The organism is Micromonospora sp. NPDC005163 (assembly GCF_053599835.1).
Genome location: NZ_JBSFYP010000009.1, coordinates 22893 through 43694, shown reverse-complemented (window position 1 = coordinate 43694; position 20802 = coordinate 22893). Strand labels below are relative to the sequence as shown.

Genomic DNA, 20802 nt, shown 5'->3' with positions numbered 1-20802 from the left:
CCCCAGGAAGGACACGCTCCGCCATGTCGAAGCAGACCGTCTTCATCACCGGAGGCGCTGGTTTCATCGGCCTGCACGTGGTACCGATGCTGTTGGAGAAGGGCTACCGGGTCCGCATCTTCGACAACATGACCCGCGGCGACCGGGACCGTATCGCGGAGCTGGTGGCGACCGGCGACGTCGAGCTGATCGAGCAGGACGTCCGCTACGGCGGTGCCGTGCACGCGGCCATGAAGGGCTGCGACTACGCGATCCACCTCGCCGCGGTCTCGATCAACAAGAGCCAGGCCGACCCGCACGAGTCGATCGACATCAACATGGTCGGCAACCACAACGTTTTCGCCGCCGCCGCCGACCACGGCGTCAAGCGGCTGGTCTTCGCGTCGTCGGCCTCGGTCTACGGTGACCCGAAGAAGCTGCCGATGCACGAGGACGACCGGCTCGACCCGCTCACCCCGTACTGCATCTCGAAGCGTGCCGGTGAGGACCTGCTCGGCTTCTACCAGCGCAGCAAGGGCCTGAACTGGGTCGCCCTGCGGTTCTTCAACGTCTACGGCCCGGGCCAGAAGCCGACCGCGTACTACACCTCGGTGATCAACCACTTCGTGAAGCGGTTGAAGACCGGTCAGCCGCCGGTCATCGACGGCAAGGGCGAGCAGTCGATGGACTTCATCCACGTCCACGACATCGCCCGCTCGGTGGTCGCCGCGCTGGAGGCCGAGCAGGGCAACGTGGCGGTCAACATCGGCACCGGCATCGACACCTCGGTGGCCACCCTCGCCGAGATCCTGATCAAGGCGGTCGGTGTCGACGTCGAGCCGCAGTTCAGCCCGCGTGAGGTGCTGGTCAGCCGCCGGGCCGCGGACATCACCCGGGCCCGCGAGGTGCTCGGTTGGGAGCCGACCATCGCCGTCGAGGACGGGATGACCGACCTGATCAAGACCGAGGTGGCGTGACCCAGTCGTCGTCCGCCGGGAGTCCGTCATCGCACGGGCTCCCGGCGAACCCGTATAACCCGCACGCCTGGGTGATCGGCGAGCCGGTGATCGGCGCCGGGACCTGGATCGGTGCCTTCACGGTCATCGACGGTTCCGGCGGGCTGACGATCGGCGCCGGGTGCGACATCAGCAGCGGCGCGCAGATCTACACCCACTCCACCGCCCGACGTTGCGTATCGGGTCGTGCCTATGCTTCGGTGGACCGTGCGCCGGTGATGATCGGCGACCGCGTCTTCATCGGGGCGAACGCGACCGTGATGATGGGCGTCACCATCGGTGACGGTGCGGTCGTCGGCGCGGGCGCCGTGGTCAGCAGAGATGTGCCACCGGGGGCGGTCGTGACGGGGGTCCCGGCTCGGGTGGTCTCCACAGTCGAGTTGGACGGCGGCGATGTCCGGTTCGTCCCCGTAGCGGAAAGCTAGGAGTCCCCCTCCCGTGCGTATCGCAGTCGTCAACAACTTCTTTCCGCCGCGCGCCGGCGGAAGCTCCCATCTGTCCGAGTCGCTCGCCCGTGGCTACGCCGCCGCCGGGCATGAGGTGCTGGTGCTCACCGCCGCCTACCAGGACGCTCCTGCGGTGGAGGAGCGCGACGGGCTGCGGATCGTCCGGCTGCCGGCGTTCATGCTGCCGGAGACCCGGCTGGCCGTCAGCTTCGACATCTCCTTCGCCAGCCGGCCGAGTGTGCTGCGGCGGGTCCGCACACTGCTCGACGACTTCCGGCCGGACGTCATCCACCAGCACGGCCAGTTCTTCGACCTGACCTGGGCGACCGCGCTCTACGCGCGTAAGCGCCGGGTGCCGGCGCTGCTCTCCATCCACACCCGGCTGGAGAACCCGCAGGCCCGGTACGCGAAGGTGTTCCGCGGTCTGGACGCGGCCATGGTCAAGCCGTTCATGCGGCGCGCCAAGCCCCGGCTCGTGGTGATGGACGTGCTCATGCAGGAGTACATCGAGTCGCGCTACCGCGGCGCGCACTCCGGCCTGGTGCCGATCCCGGTCGGGGTGGATCCGGACTGGGTGGTCGGCGGCAACGGTCAGCGGGTCCGCGACCGTCACGAACTGGGCAACGCGCCGGTGATCCTCTCGGTGGGCCACGTCATCCCGCTGCGGGACCGCGTCGCGCTCGTCGAGGCGCTGCCCGAGGTGCTGGCCGCGGTGCCGGACGCGAAGCTGCTCATCTGCGGGCAGGTCTACTACCAACACTTCGCCGAGCGGGCCCGTGCGCTCGGCGTCGAGCACGCCGTCATCGCCGCGGGCAAGGTGCCCAAGAGTGAGATCCCGGACTACCTCGCCGCCGCCACGGTGGAGTCGCACGAGCAGGGGCTGGGTCTCGGCACCGCGACGCTGGAGGCGATGGCCGCCGGGGTCCCGGTGGTGGCGCCGGCGCGGGCCGACAACTTCCCCGGCATCGCCCTCCGCGACGGCGACAACGTCCTGCTCTGCCAGCCGGGTGACGTCCAGGGCCTGGCGCAGCGGCTGACCGCCGCGCTGACCGACCAGGGCCTGGCCAAGCAGATCGGGGTCAACGGTCAGGCTTTGATCCGCGATCGGTTCAGCCTGGACCGGGTGCTGCACCGGCACCTGGAGGTACTGACCGAGATGGCCGCGTCCCAGGGCCGCTGACCTGACGTACGTCGAACCGCCGGTGCCCCCGACCGAAAGGTCGGGGGCACCGGCGGTTCAACGTACGTGTCCAGGGGTTGTCTTACGGCCGGGCGGGAACGTCAGCCGGTGGTGACCGATGCGTCCGCACCCGAGCGGGGCGCTGGCACCTGCTCGGCCCGAACCGCCGCAGCGGCCCCGTCGAGCGCCGGGTCGGCAGTGCTCTCCCCGGTCACCTTCTGCAGCTGCCGCATCCCGGAGAGGGCGGCGATGCCGGCGGCGAGCAGGTCGGCCACGGTGAAGATCAGGCGGGAGGCGAGCGCGATCCCGGTCGCCGCGCCGATGCCGCCGGCGCCAGCGAGGAAGGGCGCCATGGTGGCGACCAGCACGGCCTCCCGGACGCCCAGCCCGGAGGGGGAGAGGAAGGCGAACATCCCGACGGTCATCGCGATGGCGAACGACCCGATGCTGCGCAGCAGGCCACCAACGCCCGGGGCGGCCTGCGCGTTGGCCAGCAGCCACAGGTGCACGCCGAAGAGGGTGTAGCCCAGGGCGCTCCACCCGACCACCCGGAGCACGCCGGGCAGGGTGAGCCGGTGCTGCAGCGGCGGTCGACGCAGCACCTTCAGGACGAGCTGAATGAGCCGGGTCAACACGGCCGGAACGGCGCAGAGCAGCGCGATCGGGAAGAGGACGGCGACGATGTAGAGCGCGACCCGGACCGGCTCGGCGTACTCCGCGCCGGAGTCGGCGGTCGCGTCGAGCAGCGAAGGCAGACTGAGCAGACCAACGCCGAGCGCGGCGACGACGCCGAGACCCAGCGCCATCAGGGTGGCCAGGAAGGCCCGAGCTCGTGGCAGGCCGGCACGCCGGCCCAGCTCCATCTGCAGGACGTAGGCCCAGACGCTGCCCGGGATGTACTTGCCGAGCTGGCCGACCATGCAGATCCGCAGAGCCGCCGACACGGACACCCGGTGCTCCAGGTCCGCCGCGGCGGCCCGCCAGGCCATCGAGTTGGCGAACATGCCGGCCAGCACCGCCAGCACGGCGAGCACCACCGAGGGCCACGCGAGGTCGACCCAGGTCTGCCGCACCTGCGGCCACTGGCTGATGACGCTCCAGGTCATGCCAGCCGCGATCGTCACGATGACCACCACCCGGACGGCCAGTGAGAGCCATCGGGACTTCGCCGCGGCGGCCCCGGTGGCCGGGGTGGGTACCGTTTCGACCTGCGTCGCGGTTTCTGCCACGGCCGTCCTGTCCTTTGGTTGTCCCGACCCATCCGGGTCGCCTGCACAATTCGCCGAGACTAGCGCAGTGTGCCGCGTACCACGAACCGAGGTTGACCGCGAGTCGGGACCGGTCCGGCGCTGGGGGGATTCGCGTCGCGGTGGTCCAGGTGTGCCGGGCATCTCCCGCGCTGCTACGGTCTGCACGCTGCCCCATACCTCAAGGAGAGCTGTTGTGATCCCGATTTCCGTCGTCAAGCTGGACGAGGAAGCCGAACGGTTGGCGGTCGAGGTGATCCGCTCGGGTGTCATCGCGCAGGGGCCCATGGTGGCCCGCCTGGAGCGCGAGTTCGCCGAGCTGGTCGGCGTCGAGCACGCGGTCGCCGTCAACAACGGCACCACTGCCCTCGTGGCCGCGCTTCAGGTGCTCGACCTGCAGCCCGGCGACGAGGTGGTCACCAGCCCCTTCACCTTCGTCGCGACCCTCAACGCCATCCTCGAGGCGGGCGCCACCGCCCGGTTCGCCGACATTCGCGAGGATGACTTCTGCGTCGACCCGGCGGCGCTCGCCGACGCCATCGGCCCGCGCACCCGGGTGCTGATGCCGGTGCACCTGTACGGCCAGCCCGCCGACATGGACACCATCGCCCCGCTGGCCCAGAAGCACGGCCTGGGCCTGGTCGAGGACACCGCGCAGTCCCTGGGCGCGTCCATCTCCGGCCGCGGCGCCGGCAGCTTCGGTCTCGGCACCTTCTCGCTGTACGCCACCAAGAACCTCACCACCGGTGAGGGCGGCATGATCACCACCAACGACGCGGTGCTCGCCGACCGGTTGCGCGTGCTGCGCAACCAGGGCATGCGGCAGCGCTACCAGTACGAGGTGGCCGGGCACAACTACCGCCTCACCGACCTGCAGGCCGCGCTGGGCATCCCGCAGATCGCCGCGTACGGCGGGAACGTCAAGCGCCGCAAGGACAACGCCGGCCGACTCTCCGCCGGTCTGGCCGACGTCCCCGGGCTGCGCCTGCCGACCGAGCTGCCCGGCCGGTCGCACGTCTGGCACCAGTACACGGTGCTGGTCACCGACGAGGCTCCGGTGAGCCGCGACGAGGTGATCGCCCGCCTGACCGAGAGCGGCGTGGGCTGCGGCATCTACTACCCGAAGACGGTCTACGACTACGACTGCTACCGCGACCACCCTCGGGTGATCGCGGACCCGGCGCCGGTGACCGACCGGGTGGTCCGCCAGTGCGTCTCCCTGCCGGTGCACCACCACCTCACCGACAGCGACCTCGACCAGGTCGTCGAGGCCGTCCGGAAGGCGGTCGGCGCGTGACCGCCAAGCTGCGTTTCGCCCTGGTCGGCACCGGGGTCATGGGTTCGCTGCACGCCCGGGTGGTCGCCCAGTCCGACCGGGCCGAGCTGGCCCGGGTCATCGAGCCTCGACGCTCGGTCGGCCAGCAGGCCGCCGAGCGGTACGGGGCCGACTGGTCCCCGGACGCCGACGACCTCTCCGACGTCGACGCGGTGGTGATCGCCGCTCCCACCGAGTTCCACCGCGGCCTCGCCGACCAGGTCCTGGCCGCCGACAAGCCGCTGCTGATCGAAAAGCCGGTCTGCGGCAGCCTCGCGGAGACCGAGGAGATCGTGGCGACCGCCGAGAAGCGCGGGGTGCCGCTGCTGTGCGGGCTGCTGGAGCGGTTCAACCCTGCGGTGCTGACGGCACTTGCCCTGGTCCACCGCCCGCTGCACCTGACCGCCACCCGGCACTCGCCGTACGCGCCGCGGATCCGCACCGGGGTCGCCTGGGACCTGCTCATCCACGACGTCGACCTGGCGATCCAGGCCTTCGGCGGAGAGGAGCCGGCGACGGTACGCGGGACCTTCGGCCACTTCCACCCCGACTCGCTCACCGAGGCGGAGGACGTGGCGGAGACCGTGCTGTCGTTCGGCACCGGCGCCCTGGCCAACGTGTCGGCGAGCCGGATCGGGCAGCGCAAGGTGCGGACCCTGGTGATCAGCGAGGTCGACCGGCTGATTGAGGCCGACCTGATCCGCAAGGACGTGACCATCTACCGGCACGTCTCACTGGACGCCGCCACTCCGGACGGCCGTGGCTACCGGCAGCAGAGCATCATCGAGGTGCCGGAGCTGATCACGAACCGCGAGCCGCTCGCCGCCCAGCTGGACCACTTCCTGGACATCGTCGCTGGCACCGCCGACGCCGACGTCGAGCGGCAGCGGATCCTGCCGGCGCACCGGGTGGTGGGTCGGCTCTTCGCCGACAACGGCCGCTGACGGACGGTAAAGGGCGGGGCGACCACGGTCGCCCCGCCCTTTCGTGTATCCGGTGGGGAGCGTCGCGCGGCGGGCGGGCGGACGCTCCCCCTCGACTACCGCCCGCCGAGCCGGGTCAGGCTCGCGGGCGGTCGGTCAGCCGTCGGACGCGCAGGCCCGCCCCGCGTCGGTGACCTGGTAGATCTTGATCCGGCCGAATTTCTGCACCAGCGTGACCTTGTCGCTGGCGTCCAGCAACGCCTGCTTGTAGTTCTTCGTCGCGGCGGGAATGCCGCGCTTGCCGACGACGACGTACTCGACGCCGAACCGGCGTACCTCGCAACCGGCGGGCACCGCACCTTCGCTGCCCACGAGCCAGTTGAAGGCGGCCCAGCGGCGCTCGTAGTCGTCGCCCGCTTCGGTGAGGCCGGGCAGCGGCGGAATGCCGAACAGCAGCGGGTTTTTGTAGTCGGCGTACGCCCAGGACATGAACTCGCGGTGCCGGTCGTAGGCCACCGTCCTGCCGGGTGGGGTGTTCTCGCTGAGCCATTCGTAGGTCTGGACGTAGGAATTGCCGAGCGGAGCCCTGTTGATCATGGCCGTCCGCAGTGGCTTCCAGCTCGACGGCACGGCGCCCAACCCGATGAGCGCGAGCACCAGGACCGTCGCGGCCACCGCGGCCGGCACGGCCGAGTCGCGCAGGCCACGGGCCTTGGCCACCAGCCGCGACACGAGCCACTGGATCGCGATCCCGATGACGACCGCACCGACCACCGTCAGGACGCCGTAGACCGGGAAGATCATCGAACGGACCCGCTCGCGGACGCCGTACCAGAGACCCGCCAGCGTGGCCGCGGCGGTCGATTCGGAACTGGTGGTCCAGATGCCGATGACGGTGAAGACGGCCCCGGCCACGAACCACGGCCGGGCCCAGCGCAGCCGCGGGATGAGCAGGCAGAACGGCGAGACCAGCAGGCAGGCCATTGTGATGACCACGGCGACGCTGATCGGTGACATCGTGAAGACGAAGTCCTTGCTCGGCACCAGCGGATAGCCGAAGAGCGCGTAGCGCTGGGGGTGGGTCACCCAGTACTCGATCGACTTGTCCCACATGTTCGGCAGGGCGGGCTCGTTGGAGGTTCGTTCGCCGTTCGCACCGAGCAGGGCGCCCAGCAGCGGCAGCAGCGGCAGCAGCGCGGCGACGACCATGGTGCCGAGGGCGGTGGCGCCGTGACGCAGCTTGAACGGCGCGCGGAGCGCCAGCACCACGCCGATCGTGAGCACCCCGATGAACAGGACGTCGTAGGTGTGCGTCATGACCAGGCCGGCACCGGCGAGCCCGGCCAGCAGCCCCAGCCGTACCGGGTGCGGGCCACGCAGCGCGAGTGCGACCAACAGGGCGATGGCACCCGCCATGGCCGGGGCGGTCTGCTCGTTGATCCGCCCGTTGACCACGGAAACCCACATCGGGCCGATGAAGGCGGGCGCGGTCGCGGCGCAGGCGGCGACGACCGGCCGGGCGCCGAGCGCGCGAGCGGCGCCGTAGACACTGGCCACCAGGGCGAGCGGGCCGAGGATGATGGACCAGGCCGCCATGGCGGTGCTGATGTGGCCGCCCGTGATCTGGACAGCCTGGGCCCAGGAGATGTCGGCGGCCAACGGGTAGAACTTGCAGGAGACCGCCACCTCGTTGACGCCGGATGTGCACGCCGACGTGACCATGACGCTGCCGGTGTCCAGAATGCGGCGGGTCAGGAAGCCGTGGTTCATGGCGTCCCAGCCGGGTGGGGCGACGAGCCGGCCGAGCATCAGCCAGCCGAAGGCGATGGTGATCGCCGACGGGACGGCGACACCGGCCATGTCGACCCAGCGGGGACGGACCGAGGGGAGCGGGCGGAAGCGTGCGCCGAGACTCGGCCGTCCGCCCTCCTCGTCCGCGTTGCTCAACCCTCGCCAGAACAGGCGGGACGCGACGACCGCGGCACCGGCCAGCACCAGCTCCGCGACGAGCACCGCCAGGGCGCTCCGGGGCAGGCCCAGCGTCGGCAACCACGCCATTCCGACCGTGACCAGACCGAGGGTGGTCGCCGGGGCGGCGGCCCACACGGCCCACCGGTAGCGCCCCGGGGGCAGGGCGAAGCCGAGCACCGCCCCGGGCACAAGGGCCACGACGAGGGCGATCAGGGTTGTGAACACGCAGATCCTTCCTTGGGGACGGTAACTCTCCGCGGACACCGCCGTGATCGATTACCCCGTGGGCGGCCGTCACTCGGGCCAGGCGGCCGGCCCAGTATAGGAACCGGCGACCGGCGAGGTTCTATCGAGACCGGACACCGTCCGCGGCCCTCACGACGTTCTCAGGTGGAGCCGATTCGCGCCGACCCGGAGGGGCGGCGATCCGGACCCCGGGGGACTTTTCGCCTGACACTGCGGCACCCGATCAATACCGGCGCGTTCCTTCGCGTTAAGGTCACACCAGCGCGGTAGCGGGGGGCCGCGTGAGCGCCGGTTGTCGTCGCGGGTCAGGTTCAGCGGGTGGGCAGGTGGGCCGCCTCGGCCGACCGGTCCTCCGATGGTGGCTCGGCGAGGGGCTCACCGGCGACGCCCGGCACGCCCACGATCGCAGCAAAGCGGGGGATCCAGGCCGTCACGGCGCCAGTGGTGGCCCGTGGAGTCAGTCGTCGATCTCTTAGGGAGCTAGTCCTTGTTCGGTAAGTTGATGGGACCGGCGGGAGTCGCGGCCCGCGGCGCGCTGCTGCTGCTGGCCTACGTCGTGATGCTCGTCGCCGGTGCGCTCGGCTGGGCCGTCGTTTTCACGGTAGCCGGGCTGGCCGCCCTCGGCGGCGAGTACGCGCTCGCCCGCTGGTCGCCAGCCACGCACACCCTGCTGGAAAAGGTCGGCCTGCGCGGGGACTACCGCCAGCTCACCAGGGACCTCGCGATCGTCCTGCTGGTGGTGGCCACGGTGCGCCCCAGCGTGGGGGAGCTCAGCCTGATCCTGCTGCTGCCGGCCGCGGTCTGGTTGATCTCGGTCTTCGCCGGCGCCCTCGCCACCATGATCGACCGGCGCAACCCGGTCTCGGCGCTGGTCCGCAACATCGACCTCGGGCCGATGCGCTCCGCGCCTCGTCCGCCGGGGTGGGCGGCCTGGCTGGCCGGTGACCGACTGGCCCTGGTCAACGTGGTGCTGGCGCCGGCCGCCGTGGTCGCGGCCGCCCTCGACACCGTCGCGCCGGTGCTGGGCGCGGGAGCGGGGGCGGTGCTCGCCGCCGCCGTCGTCGGTGGGATCGTCGCGCTGACCTGGCTGCGCGGCCGGGGCTCCGGGCAGAGCCCGCTGCTGCCCGCCGTCCAGCGCTGGCTCGACACCCACCGGCCCGAGGTGGCGCTCTACTTCGCCGGTCCGGCCAAGGACGTCTACCAGGCGAACATGTGGCTCGCTCCGACCGAGGCGCTGGAGCAGCGCGCGGTGGTGCTGATGCGTAGCCGGGAGGCGTTCACCGAGCTCGCCGACACCCGACTGCCGGTGATCTGTGTGCCGGCCGGGGTGGACTTCATGAACCTCGAACTGGGCAGCGTACGCACGGCGCTCTACGCGGCGAACGTCGGCGCGAACATCCACATGCTCCGCGAGCCGGGCATGAAGCACGTCTTCGTCGGGCACGGCGACAGCGACAAGGCGGCCAGCGCCAACCCCTACAGCAAGGTGTACGACGAGGTCTGGGTCGCCGGTCTCGCCGGTCGCGAGCGGTACGCCCGGGCGGGCGTGGGCGTGCTCGACACCGACATCGTGGAGATCGGGCGCCCGCAGCTCGCCGGCGTGCACACCTTCGGCGCGGAGTCGGTCGATCGGCCCTTCACCGTGCTCTACGCCCCGACGTGGGAGGGGTGGCTGGACGACGACCCGTACCACACCTCGCTCGTGCTGATGGGGGAGCGGATCATCCAGGGTCTGCTGGCGACGAGGCCCGAGGTGCGCGTCATCTACAAGCCGCACCCGCTGACCGGTTCCCGCTCCAAGGACGCCAAGGCGGTGCACGAGCGGCTGGTGGAACTCATCCGGGGCGCCGGCGGTGACGCCGACGCGACCTCGCTGGACGGTACCCGGCACCTCGTGGTCACCGGCCGGACGCCGGCGCTGTTCGATTGTTTCAACCAGACTGACCTGCTGATCAGCGACGTCTCCAGTGTGGTCTCGGACTTCGTGCAGAGCGAACGGCCGTACGTGGTGGCCAACCCGAGCGGCATGCCGGAGGACGAGTTCCGGCGGGAGTACCCGACCGCCCGGGCGGCGTACCTGCTCTGCCGGGACTGCGGCGAGCTGGAGAAGATCGTCGCCGTGACCCGGGCCGACGACGACCCGATGGTCGAGGCCCGGCGTGAGCTGAAGACCTACCTGCTCGGTCCGGCCGAGGAGAACCCGATGGACCGGTTCCAGGAGGAGATCGCCCGGCTCTGCCGCTGAACGGCCCGACCGACACGAGCGGCGGTGGACGGATGCGTTCCGTCCACCGCCGCTCGTCGTCGGCTCAGCCCTGCCGCTGCGGCGGGTTGTCCACGTCCCGGGAGATGACCTCGCCGCGGTCGTCGACCCAGCCCTTGGGACGGGCCGGGTTGCCAGCGACGAGCTGGTACGGCGCGACGTCCTTGGTCACCACCGAGCCGGCCGCGATCATCGCGTACTCGCCGACCTCGATTCCGCAGACCAGGGTCGCGTTCGCGCCGATCGAGGCGCCCCGGCGCACCATGGTCGGGGTGATCTTCCAGTCCGGATTCTGCGCGCGGGGCCGGAAGTCGTTGGTGAAGACGACGCACGGGCCGACGAAGACCTCGTCCTCCAGGGTCACCCCCTGGTAGACGGAGACGTTGTTCTGAATCTTGACCAGGTCGCCGACCGTGACGCCAGCGTCGACGTACACGTTGCGGCCGATGACGCAGCCGGCGCCCACCTCCGCCGACGACCGGATGTGGGCCAGATGCCAGACCTTCGTGCCGTCGCCGATCCGGGCACCCTCCTCCACGTCGGCGGTGGGGTGGACGAAGACCGAGGGGGACGGGGAAGTGCTGTCAGTCATCCTTCAACTCGCATGGTCGCAGGGCGCGCCGGGGCGCCGTCGGTGACCCGCGTCGGCGTGCGCCGGGACGGCCATCGGCCGCGCGGATCGGGGCTGCCACGCCCGCCCAGGCACGGAGCGTGGGGCCGGGGCGCACGGGACTCGGCGTAGCATAGCGACCGCTCAGGCCAGCAGCGCCGCCACCGCGTCGGCGGCCGGCTGATCAGCCGGAAGCGTCTGCGTCGACACCACCGCGGTCACCGGCAGCGGGCCGTACAGGTGGGGAAAGAGCTGGCCGCCCCGCGAGGGCTCCCAGCGCAGCGCGTCGCCCAGCCGTTCCGGGTCCACGGTCAGCAGGGTGAGCCCGGTGGCGCCGGTGAAGTGTCGTCGGGCCGTCTCCACCACCTGGTCGGCGGCGGATAGGTGGATGAAGCCATCCTGCCGGTCCACCGCCGAGCCGACCAGGTGGCCGACCGCCCGGGCGTCGTCCCACTCCACCGTCGGCAGCAACTTGTAGATCACCGTGGCAGCCTACGTGGGCCGGCAGGCGTTTCGGCCGTACCGCCGCCGACGCCGGTCGCGGCCCGGCATGCTCAGGTGGAGCAGGCGGCGGGAGGGTGACGATGGAGAGCTACGACGAGGACTGGACCGATACCCAGCGCGCGCTGTACGACGAGTGCTACCGGGCTGGCGGCGAGTGGGCCGAGGACCCGGACACCCCGTCCGATGACGTACAGCACGTGATCAACCTGGCCGAGGCGGACGACGACGCCTTCACCGACGCCGAGATCGACTACGCACCCCTGGTCGACGCGGTCACCCAGGCCAGCGGGGTCAACGTCACCAGCGTGCCGGCCCGCCACGACGACCCGGGTTTCCGGGGCTTCGTGGATGGCGTTCGGGACGCCGTCGCCGACGACGTCTTCGGCTTGTAGCCGAGTAGCCCGGGGAGGCGGCCCTCCCGCTCGCGGCAACCTTCTGCCACCATTCGCAGGACGACACTGCGATGGACGGGGGCACGGGTGCGGATCCTGCTGGTGGAGGACGACCGCCGGGTTGCCGCCGCGCTCTCCTCCGCCCTCACCCGCCGCGGGTACGAGGTCGAGCACGCCGCCACCGTCGCCGCCGGGCTCGCCGCCGCCCCGTGCGACCTGGTGCTGCTCGACCTGACCCTGCCCGACGGGGACGGCACCGACCTCTGCCGGGAGCTGCGCCGGCGCAGCAGCCAGCTCGGCATCATCGCGGTGACCGCCCGGGGCGAGGAACGCGACCGGGTGCTCGGCCTTCGCCTCGGCGCTGACGACTACGTCGTCAAGCCGTTCTCGATGGTGGAGTTGCAGGCCCGCATCGAGGCGGTGCTGCGCCGGGCCGCGAACGCCGCTCCGGAACGGCACCTGATCGAGGCCGGCGCGGTGCGCATCGACGTCGCCGCCCGGACGTTGACGGTGGACGGCCGGGAGGTCACGCTGACCCGCAAGGAGTTCGACGTGCTGCTCTCGCTGGCCCGTCAGCCCGGGGTGGCGGTGCCACGCGACCGCATCCTGCTCGACGCCTGGGGCACCACCTGGACCGACCGGCACACCGTCGAGGTGCACGTCGGGTCGTTGCGCGGCAAGCTGGGCGACGCCCGCCTGGTCGAGACCGTACGCGGGGTCGGCTACCGGCTGCGCGATGCGTGAGGGGCCGCCGTGCGCCGTCGACTGGTGATCAGCTATCTGCTGCTGATGGTGCTCGTCCTCATCGCGTTGGAGACCCCGCTGGCCGCCACTCTGGCCAGCCGCGAGACCGAACGGGTACGCGCCGACCGGCTCGCCGACGCCACCCGGTTCGCCTCGCTGGCCGGACCGGTGCTGCGCGGCGGCGGGCCGGGCCCGATCGAGGCGGAGCTGCGCAGCTACGACGAGCTGTACGCGATCGGCGCGGCGGTCGTCGACCGGGAGCGGGGCACCGTGGTCGCCTCGACGAGTTGGCGTCCGGCCACGGGGACCAGAACGGCGCTGGACATCGCGCTGTCCGGGCAGCAGACCAGCGCCCCCGAGTCGGTCCTGCCGTGGACGGCCGGCGCGGTGGTGGTGGCGGTGCCGATCAACGACGGCGGCGAGGTCCTCGGTGCGGTGGTGATCGTGACCCCGGCCGACCCGATCCGCCGGACCGTCACCGCCTGGTGGCTGCTGCTCGCCCTGGCCGGCCTGCTCGCGGTGCTGGCCTGCGTGCTCACCGCGTTCGGCCTGGCCGGCTGGGTGCTGCGCCCGGTCACCGAGCTGGACGCGGTCACCCACGAGATCGCCGAGGGCGACCGGAAGGCGCGCGTGCTGCACCGGCTCGGCCCGCCGGAGCTACGCCGGCTCGCAGCGAGCTTCAATCACATGGCCGACGTGGTGTCCGACGTGATGGACCGGCAGCGGGCGTTCGTCGCGCACGCCAGCCACCAGCTGCGCAACCCGCTCACCGCGCTGCGGCTGCGGGTGGAGGAGCTCGGCCCCAGCCTGACCGACCCGGACGGGCGCTCCGAGCACCGGCTGGCCCTGGAGGAGACCGACCGGCTGGCCCTGGTGCTGGACGCGCTGCTCACCCTGGCCCGTGCCGAACGTGAGGAGAACGAGCGGGTCACCGTGGACGCCGCCGCGGTGGCCGCGTCCCGGGTGGCCTTCTGGGCGCCGCTCGCCCGGCACCGGTCGGTCGCGCTGCGGCTCGTCACGACCGACGCCCCGGCGTACGTCCAGACCGTGCCGACCGCCGTCGACCAGGCACTGGACGCGTTGATCGACAACGCGGTGAAGTTCAGTGGCGCCGGTGGGGCGGTGACGGTGACCGTGGCCAGCCGCGACCACGGGGTGAACCTGGAGGTGCGCGACACCGGTCCGGGTATGACCGAGAGCCAGCTCGGCCAGGCCACCGAACGGTTCTGGCGGGCACCGGACGCGCAGAACGTGGACGGCGCCGGGCTCGGCCTGACCATCGCCGCGGTGCTGGTGGACGCCTCCGACGGTCGGCTCACCATGCGCCGGGGGGAGCCGCGTGGGCTGGTCGCCGGCCTGTGGTTCCCGACGCCTCAGCCGGTCCCCGTGGCGGAGTCGCCGGACGAGGAACCGGCTGTCGACCTACGCTCCACCCTGGCCCGTTAGCGGGCCGGGTGTCAGGGCTTGGCCGCCCGGTACCAGGCGGCGGCCCCGGGGTGCAGCGGCAGCGGCGGCGTGGCGATCGCCGAGCGGGGGCTCATCCGCCCCGCCGCCGGATGCGCGGCGCCCAGCTCGGCCCGGCGCTCCATCAGCAGCCGGGTCACCTCCCGGACCAACCGCTCCGGGAGGGCGGCCTGGACTATCAGGTAGTTCGGGTTGGCCACCGTGGTCACCGGGTCCACGCCGTACACCGAGCGGGGAATGTCCCGGGAGACGTAGACCTCGCTGTAGCGGGCGCGCAGCGGCTCCGTCCACTCGCCGAGGTCCACGATCCGGGTGGCGCTGCGCCCGGCCAGCTCCTTGATGCCCCGCACCGGCAGCCCGCCGGAGAAGAAGAAGGCGTCGATCCGCCCGGCCCGCAGCGCGATCACCGAGTCGTCCAGCCCGAGCCGCTCCTGGCGTACCTCGTCAGCGAGCTGGGCCACCTCCAGCAGCCGGGTCGCGGTGATCTCGGTGCCGGATCCGGGCGCGCCGACGGAGACCCGCCGCCCGCGCAGGTCGGCGACCGTGCGGACCGGCCCGCCGCCGGTGGTCACCAGGTGCAGTTGGTCGTCGTAGACCCGGGCGACCGCGTCGACCGTCGGACTGTCCGTCGTGGTGGTGGGCAGCACGTCGGCCTGGGTGAAGCCCAGCTCGGCCTCGCCGGAGCCGACCAGCCGGACGTTCTCCGCCGAGGCGGCGGTGACGATGACGCTGGCCTGCACGCCGGGCAGCTCCCGGTTGAGGATGGCTGCCAGGGACTGCCCGAAGGCGTAGTAGACGGCGGTGGGGCTGCCCGTGGCGATGCGGATCCGCAGCGGCTCGGCCAGGCCGTCCCGGCAGCTGGCCGCCCCGGTCAGCGTCGCGGCCAGCAGCAGCGTCAGCAGCGCCGCCGTCCCCGGACGGCGGCGACCGGGCCAGCTGGGCGAGGTACGACTCACGCGGTGCACTGTGCGCCGTCGGGCCGGTGCGCGCAAGCCCGTTCGACCGGCCGCCGATGCCGGCCGCGCCCGGGTCAGCAGGCGGGGCGGCTCTCCGGCTGCGGTGCCGCGGTGCCGGCCGGCTCCATAGCTGCGGTGCGGGCCGGTTCCATGGCCGCGCTGCGCAGGATCCGTGCCCGGTCCGGCCCGTCGGCGACGCTGACCAGGAAACAGCCGGTGCCGGGACGGAGCAGGGCCGGCACGTCGAGCACGGCCGCGCCACGGATCAGCACCGCCGCCAGCTCCCGGTCGGTGAGCCGCACGCCGAGGATGTGCCGGCGGACATGCCGCCCGCCGGCCAGCAGCGCCGAACGCCAGGCCGCCGCGGCGAGCCGGGACACCCATCGCCGGCGTGCCGGCGAGGCACCGGGCAGCGGTCCGCCGAGCAGCTCCCGACGACCCTGCCACCAACCGGCGTCGAGCACCCGGGCGTACCTCCCACGGTGTTCCCGGGGCACCCAGAGCCGGTGCAGCTCGTAGCGGCGGCGCAGGCCGCCGACGGCCACCTCGTGGGTCACCGGGATGTCCAGTCGGCCGAGCAACTGCCGCATCCGCTGGGCGGCGTCCTCCCGGTTGAACTCCACTCCCGGCGCGGGCGGCGGGAGCGCCGCCGACAGCCGCCTGACGGTCGGCCGTGGCGTGCAGCGCAGCAGGCAGGCGGCCTCGAACGCGTCGCCCAGGGTCAGCCAGTCCAGCGGGGGTGGCGTCGCCGGGGAGCGGGGCCGATCGAGCAGGGCGGGTTCGCGGGCCAACGGAGGAGCTCCCTTGTCGGAGTCTTGGTTCCCCTACCGTGGCCCCTGACCCGCCGTTGTGGAACCGGTCCCGCCCAGCCTTGAGGAAATCTTGCGGGTGCCCGCCTAGAGGTCGGTGACCACCAGATCCACCTGCCGAGCCCGACCGGGGGCGGCCGCCTGCTCCACGACAGTGTGCTTCAGGTCGCGCAGCGTGCCGATCAGCTCCGCGGCGGTACGCGGCCGCGCCCCGGCGACCAGCAGGTCACGGACCAACCGCCCCTTGGTCGCCTTGTTGAAATGGCTCACCACCGAACGGACCGGCACCCCGTCGACCTCCCGCTCGTGCAGCACCCGCAGGGTCACCGTCCGCTCGGCAAGCTCCCCGCGCGGCGTCCAGGTGGTCGCGTACGCGCCGGAGCGCAGGTCGAGCACCGGCCCGGAGCCCGCCGCGGCCGACAGCACCGGCGCCAGCACCGGCCGCCAGTACGCCGACAGCGCCCCCACACCGGGCAGGCGGGCGCCGATCGGGCAGCGGTACGGCGGGATCCGGTCGGCGAGCCGCACCGCGCCCCACAGACCGGAGCTGATCAGGATCGTCCGGCGGGCCGTCCGCAGCGCCGCCGCCGGCAACGAGGCCAGGTCCAGCGCCTCGTAGAGCACCCCGGTGTAGACCTGCGCGGCCGGCGCGGTGGCCGCCACCCGCAGCCGTGCGTTGCGGCGCAGTTCGCCGCGCTGGCCCTCGGTGAGCCCGAGCGCGGCCAGCGCCGCCGCCTCGTCCGGCCCGGCGCTCAACGCCACGAGCGCGTCGAGCACCCGCTCCCGGGCCGGGTTCAGCTCGGGCAGCGCGAGCCGGTCCGGGGACCATCGTCGACCGGTGCCGGCGTCGGCCTTCCCCTCCGAGGGCGGCAGCAGAATGAACATCGGGTCCGCTTCCTTGTCAATGCTCATTGCTGAGCACGTCGGATGATTCGCTCTCCGCCCGGCGTGCCGGGCTGGAGTCCGGGAGCGGCAGTCTGCTCCGGTGGCAATCGGCCCGTGCCTGCACGATCTGCCTCACCGCGCGATGCGGGGTGTGCAGGGTGATGTCGGGGTCACCATGTCGTCGCAGGACGTTGACCGCGGCGTTCACGTCGGCCTGCCACACCACCCCGCACGACGTGCAGTGAAGCCGGTCCCCGGCGCGGCGGCCGAAGCAGCCGCAGCGGTGACAGACTTGTGAGGTGTAGGCGGCGTTGACGTGCACGAGCGCAGAACCTCTGCGCTCCGACACATTCTTCAGCGCCTGCGCGGTGACCCCCTTGGTCCACGCAGCGAGACGCCGGTTGGTGTTCTTGCCCAGCGGCGTGCGCCCGGCGAACGTCTTGGTCAGCTCCTCGGCCACCACGACGGCGGCCTTGTCCACTACCCGGTGCACGGCGGTGAAGATCTCCGTGCGCACCCGCGCCTGGTGGCGGGCGGCCTGCCGATCACGCTTAATCGTGCCGAGGTTGTTGGCCGCGATCCGGTCAGCCTTCGCCTGGTCGCCGCGCCGGGCGGCTGTATTGGCGACCGAGCGCAGTTTCGCCCGGCGGCGGTTGCGTTCCTTGATCCGATCGGATTCGGCGCTCAGCAGATGACCGAGACCGTCACCGTGGTGGTTGCCATCGGAATCGGTCAGCACCTCGGTGTAACCCTTGTCCACACCCAGCGTCGCCGTGCCGGATGGACGCTGGGAGGTCTTCATTCCTGCGGCATCGATCTGGTAGTGGATCTCCACCCGGCCATCACGCAGGATCAGCCGCAGCGTGCCCGTCGGGACGACGGTGGTGTTCAGCGGGATGCGGACCATCTGGCGCCGAACGAGACCGGGTACGGCCAGCCACAATCGCCCGCCCTTGTCAGCCCGGGTGTGGTGCTGGTCCGCGCGCACCACTATCTGGTTGTGGGTGCGGTTGTGCCCGCGCCGCCAGTGTGAGCGCATCTGCCGGGACAGGTACGGGTCGTCGGCCCACCGGTCAGCCTTGAGCAGGCTGAACAGCCGTTTCTGCTCTGCCCGGTCGCCGGTGTGGTGGCGGATGGCTCGGCGCACCTGCACCTTGGCCGATTCGCGGGTCGCGGCGATGTCGGCCATCGCGTCGCGGACGGTTTCCTTCCACGCGTTGGCCAACACCCCGAACCGGTGGTGGATGCCCTCGGACAACCATCGGTCGCGAACCTGCCGGTCCTTCAACCTAGCCCCGCCCGCCGACCCGTACCGCTGCCACACCTCGCCGCGGACCCGACCCAGCCGCCGCGCCTGCTCGGCCAGCGCGCGGTATTTTCCCGCGTTGAGGCGGTGTGAGTAGGCGATTCGGGTCGTCTTCACGACGACGCCTCGGTCAAGTCCGCTGCCTTGAGCTGCTTCTCGTAGCGCCGCAGGCCATACAGGCGGCAGGAGAAGGTACGCACGATAGCCAGCAGGTCCTGCACCATCTCCTCTCGCGGCGACAGCGACTCCTGGTTGGCGACGAGGATTTCGCAGCCTGCGGTCTCGGCCTCGTGAGCAAGGTAGTCATAGCCGAACCGGGCAAGCCGGTCCTTGTGCGCGATGACCAAAGTTGCCACTCGCCCGGCTTTGACGTCGGCCATGACGGCGAGCATCTTCGGGCGAGTCAGGTTCATTCCGCCGCCGACTTCCCGCACCCACTCATCCACTGCCAAACCGCGAGCGAGGCAGAACGCCTCCATGGCTTCGACCTGGCAGGCGAGGTCGGCGCGCTGCCCGGCGGAGGAAACGCGGCAGTAGACGACGATCTTGCGGTCGTCACGGGCGAAACCGGGGGCAAGGACGGCGGCCACGTCGGATTCGTCGAAGTAGCGCTGACCAGACGGGGAGCGGCGGACAGTGATCTTGCCTTCCGCCTCCCAGCGCCGGACGGTCGACGGTGACCGCCCGACGCGCTTGGCGAAGTCGCCAATCCGGTAAACGCTACTCACGACGAGAAACTTTAGGCAGCTTTGCCCAAGGGAGCAAGCCTAGAGTCACCGCTTCTCGACGGGCGGTACGGCGGCGCCCAGCGCGGCGGCCCGGCCAGCGTACGACCCGCGGCTACCGCCAGGGCCGGACCGGGGTGTCGGGGTGGTACACGCGATAGCCGCCGACCTCGTGGACCGGTGCGGCGTCGGGGCGGTCGGCGAGCAGCCGGCGCAGCCTCCGGTCCATCGGCGAGTCGGCCTCCACCACATAGCCCGGTCGTTCGGCCCGGCCGACCTGTCGCCAGTACGGCAGGTAGCGGTTCTGCCCGGGGGACAGGTCGCCGTCGAGCACAGCGCAGACCACCGTCTCGTCGGTGTTGAAGATCAGCCGGTTGCAGGTCCAGTAGTCCCCGTACACCTCGTGGGGGCCGTCGGCACGCAGCGCGCCGGCCAGCTCCCGGGCATGGCGCTCCTCGGTCCGCGACGCTCCGACGCCGGTGGTCACGAAGAGCACGGTGATCACCAGCGTGGTCGCGGTCAGCGCGGCCAGCACGGCGGTCGCCAGCGCGCCGGTGAGCCGGCCGAGCGCGCCGACCGTGCCCCGCCAGCAGGCGACGGCGGCCACCCAGAGCGGCCAGAGCACCGCCGGCAGGGACAGTTGCAGCACCGACAGGTAGCGGGCGTTGTCCAGCGGGCTGGTCGCGGCGAGCGGGGTGCGCACGTACGACAGCAGGGTCAACGCGGCGCCGACGACCAGCGCGAGCAGCACCACCGGCCGGGCCCGCTCCCCGCGGGACCCCCGGGCGGCCTGGCGGTACGCGAGCACCGCGAGCACCCCGGCGACCACCAGCAGCACCGGATAGAGCAGCCCGAACCACTGCTGCCAGCGACCGCAGCCGTCCACCGGGCAGAGCCCGTGCGCCAGCGGCACCCCCTCCAGCAGGCCGCCCCGGATCCGCTCGGACCACGGCGGCAACGGACCCGCCTTGGTGCTGACCTCCCGGAACACCGACAGCGAGTCCGCACCCGGGGGCGCTCGTAGGTTGTCGTAGATCATCGGCGCCACCCCGACCACGAAGCCCGCCACCAGCAGCAGGCCGGACCAGCCGAGAAGCTCCCGCCGTACCGCCCACACCAGGGCCAGGCCGGCCACCGCCAGGTACGGCAGGATCAGCCAGTCCGACCAGGCGGCCAGCCCGACGAGCAGGCCGAACAGGGCGACGGCGAGCCGTCGGCGGTGAACCGTGCCGGCCGCCAGCCCCACCGTGATCAGCAGCATCAGCAGCACCGCGGGCTTCACCTCGGGCCGTCCGCCGACGACGGTGAGCTGGTCACGCACCACCCGCTCCGGTCCGAGGGCCAGCAGGCCGACGACGAAGGCGGCGAACCACGGCGCGCAGAGCCGACGGGTCAGCCGGTGGATCAGGTAGAGGAAGACGGCGTACAACGCGAGCATCGGCAGCCGCAGCACCGGCCAGCTCGGCCCGGTCAGCGCGACCAGGGGAGCGGCGAGGTACGACTCCAGCATTCCCATGTAGTGCTGGCCGTAGAGGAAGACCGGTCGTTCGCTGCCCTGCCCGATGTGCAGGGCGGCGAGACCGAACGTGGCCTCGTCGCTGTTGGACACCGGCACGGTGTAGAGCGTCAGGACCAGCCGATACCCGACGCCGGCCAGCCCGAACAGCAGCGCGACGAGCGCCGGCCGGTCGAGTCGCGGGCGCCATCGCCCGCGGTGCTGCTCTGGATTCGACACGACCACGCCCCCGTCGTCGTCCCGACCGGAGTGTTTCACGGACGGCGGGCCGGCCGCTGTGGTTCGCAGGACGCGGCGTCGGCTCG

At 71.9% G+C, this 20802-nt stretch carries 20 protein-coding genes; 9 read left to right on the top strand and 11 right to left on the bottom strand.

Annotated features, from left to right (window positions below):
• Positions 1–23 precede the first annotated feature (23 nt).
• From ACWD6N_RS09340 to ACWD6N_RS09330, 3 genes are all read left to right on the top strand, one after another.
• Positions 24–956 (top strand): NAD-dependent epimerase/dehydratase family protein, encoded by a 933-nt coding sequence (locus ACWD6N_RS09340; RefSeq protein WP_089016815.1) that lies wholly within the window; start codon positions 24–26, stop codon positions 954–956.
• Between the two features lie 71 nt (positions 957–1027).
• Entirely contained in the window at positions 1028–1420 is a 393-nt protein-coding gene (locus ACWD6N_RS09335) for an acyltransferase (protein ID WP_354965949.1), read from the top strand.
• Between the two features lie 13 nt (positions 1421–1433).
• Complete coding sequence (locus ACWD6N_RS09330; RefSeq protein ID WP_354965948.1) at positions 1434–2621, top strand: glycosyltransferase family 4 protein; 1188 nt, start codon at positions 1434–1436, stop codon at positions 2619–2621.
• Positions 2622–2722: 101 nt separating this feature from the next.
• Here ACWD6N_RS09330 and ACWD6N_RS09325 read toward each other — a convergent pair whose 3' ends face one another.
• The gene (locus ACWD6N_RS09325) at positions 2723–3850 is read right to left on the bottom strand and encodes a lysylphosphatidylglycerol synthase domain-containing protein (RefSeq protein ID WP_354965947.1); all 1128 of its coding nucleotides are present in this window, start codon (positions 3848–3850) and stop codon (positions 2723–2725) included.
• A gap of 214 nt (positions 3851–4064) precedes the next feature.
• On the opposite strand from ACWD6N_RS09325, the gene ACWD6N_RS09320 reads away from it, so the two are divergent.
• Complete coding sequence (locus ACWD6N_RS09320) at positions 4065–5165, top strand: DegT/DnrJ/EryC1/StrS family aminotransferase (RefSeq protein WP_354965946.1); 1101 nt, start codon at positions 4065–4067, stop codon at positions 5163–5165.
• On the top strand, positions 5162–6127 hold the full coding sequence (locus tag ACWD6N_RS09315) for a Gfo/Idh/MocA family protein (protein ID WP_354965945.1): 966 nt from the start codon (positions 5162–5164) through the stop codon (positions 6125–6127). Before ACWD6N_RS09320 ends, ACWD6N_RS09315 begins: the two co-directional genes overlap by 4 nt.
• A gap of 135 nt (positions 6128–6262) precedes the next feature.
• Here ACWD6N_RS09315 and ACWD6N_RS09310 read toward each other — a convergent pair whose 3' ends face one another.
• Both ACWD6N_RS09310 and ACWD6N_RS09305 read right to left on the bottom strand, forming a co-directional pair.
• On the bottom strand, positions 6263–8302 hold the full coding sequence (locus ACWD6N_RS09310; RefSeq protein WP_354965944.1) for a DUF6541 family protein: 2040 nt from the start codon (positions 8300–8302) through the stop codon (positions 6263–6265).
• 332 nt (positions 8303–8634) lie between these two features.
• Complete coding sequence (locus tag ACWD6N_RS09305) at positions 8635–8757, bottom strand: hypothetical protein (protein WP_354965943.1); 123 nt, start codon at positions 8755–8757, stop codon at positions 8635–8637.
• A gap of 53 nt (positions 8758–8810) precedes the next feature.
• Here ACWD6N_RS09305 and ACWD6N_RS09300 point away from each other — a divergent pair, with 53 nt between their 5' ends.
• Positions 8811–10568, top strand: coding sequence for a CDP-glycerol glycerophosphotransferase family protein (locus ACWD6N_RS09300; protein WP_387327200.1), 1758 nt, complete (start codon positions 8811–8813; stop codon positions 10566–10568).
• Positions 10569–10632: 64 nt separating this feature from the next.
• Here ACWD6N_RS09300 and ACWD6N_RS09295 read toward each other — a convergent pair whose 3' ends face one another.
• Positions 10633–11178: an acyltransferase gene (locus tag ACWD6N_RS09295; protein WP_354965941.1), complete on the bottom strand. Its 546-nt coding sequence runs from the start codon at positions 11176–11178 to the stop codon at positions 10633–10635.
• A 162-nt stretch (positions 11179–11340) separates the two neighbouring features.
• A complete protein-coding gene (locus ACWD6N_RS09290; RefSeq protein ID WP_354965940.1) occupies positions 11341–11679 on the bottom strand; it encodes a DUF952 domain-containing protein in 339 nt (112 codons plus the stop codon).
• A 101-nt stretch (positions 11680–11780) separates the two neighbouring features.
• Here ACWD6N_RS09290 and ACWD6N_RS09285 point away from each other — a divergent pair, with 101 nt between their 5' ends.
• From ACWD6N_RS09285 to ACWD6N_RS09275, 3 genes are all read left to right on the top strand, one after another.
• On the top strand, positions 11781–12092 hold the full coding sequence (locus tag ACWD6N_RS09285; RefSeq protein ID WP_354965939.1) for a hypothetical protein: 312 nt from the start codon (positions 11781–11783) through the stop codon (positions 12090–12092).
• Between the two features lie 87 nt (positions 12093–12179).
• Complete coding sequence (locus ACWD6N_RS09280; RefSeq protein WP_354965938.1) at positions 12180–12836, top strand: response regulator transcription factor; 657 nt, start codon at positions 12180–12182, stop codon at positions 12834–12836.
• A 9-nt stretch (positions 12837–12845) separates the two neighbouring features.
• Positions 12846–14282 (top strand): sensor histidine kinase, encoded by a 1437-nt coding sequence (locus ACWD6N_RS09275; protein WP_354965937.1) that lies wholly within the window; start codon positions 12846–12848, stop codon positions 14280–14282.
• Between the two features lie 11 nt (positions 14283–14293).
• Here the strand turns inward: ACWD6N_RS09275 and ACWD6N_RS09270 are convergent, their stop codons facing one another.
• The 6 genes from ACWD6N_RS09270 to ACWD6N_RS09245 form a co-directional block, all read right to left on the bottom strand.
• Positions 14294–15256, bottom strand: a complete 963-nt coding sequence (locus ACWD6N_RS09270; protein ID WP_354965936.1) for a TAXI family TRAP transporter solute-binding subunit — start codon at positions 15254–15256, stop codon at positions 14294–14296.
• A 74-nt stretch (positions 15257–15330) separates the two neighbouring features.
• A complete protein-coding gene (locus ACWD6N_RS09265) occupies positions 15331–16047 on the bottom strand; it encodes a hypothetical protein (RefSeq protein WP_354965935.1) in 717 nt (238 codons plus the stop codon).
• A 105-nt stretch (positions 16048–16152) separates the two neighbouring features.
• Positions 16153–16950: a peroxide stress protein YaaA gene (gene yaaA, locus ACWD6N_RS09260; RefSeq protein WP_354966125.1), complete on the bottom strand. Its 798-nt coding sequence runs from the start codon at positions 16948–16950 to the stop codon at positions 16153–16155.
• 16 nt (positions 16951–16966) lie between these two features.
• Positions 16967–18373 carry an RNA-guided endonuclease TnpB family protein gene (locus ACWD6N_RS09255; protein ID WP_387327207.1) on the bottom strand — a complete coding sequence of 469 codons (1407 nt, stop codon included), beginning with the start codon at positions 18371–18373 and terminating at the stop codon, positions 16967–16969.
• Positions 18370–18984, bottom strand: a complete 615-nt coding sequence (locus tag ACWD6N_RS09250; protein WP_354965933.1) for an IS607 family transposase — start codon at positions 18982–18984, stop codon at positions 18370–18372. Before ACWD6N_RS09250 ends, ACWD6N_RS09255 begins: the two co-directional genes overlap by 4 nt.
• 112 nt (positions 18985–19096) lie before the next feature.
• Positions 19097–20722 carry an ArnT family glycosyltransferase gene (locus ACWD6N_RS09245; RefSeq protein ID WP_387327229.1) on the bottom strand — a complete coding sequence of 542 codons (1626 nt, stop codon included), beginning with the start codon at positions 20720–20722 and terminating at the stop codon, positions 19097–19099.
• Between the last annotated feature and the right edge of the window lie 80 nt (positions 20723–20802).

Coding starts and splice junctions, on each gene's coding strand:
- yaaA (WP_354966125.1), bottom strand. CDS start 16,950: ATGTTCATTCTGCTGCCGCCCTCGGAGGGGAAGGCCGACGCCGGCACC.
- ACWD6N_RS09285 (WP_354965939.1), top strand. CDS start 11,781: ATGGAGAGCTACGACGAGGACTGGACCGATACCCAGCGCGCGCTGTAC.
- ACWD6N_RS09295 (WP_354965941.1), bottom strand. CDS start 11,178: ATGACTGACAGCACTTCCCCGTCCCCCTCGGTCTTCGTCCACCCCACC.
- ACWD6N_RS09340 (WP_089016815.1), top strand. CDS start 24: ATGTCGAAGCAGACCGTCTTCATCACCGGAGGCGCTGGTTTCATCGGC.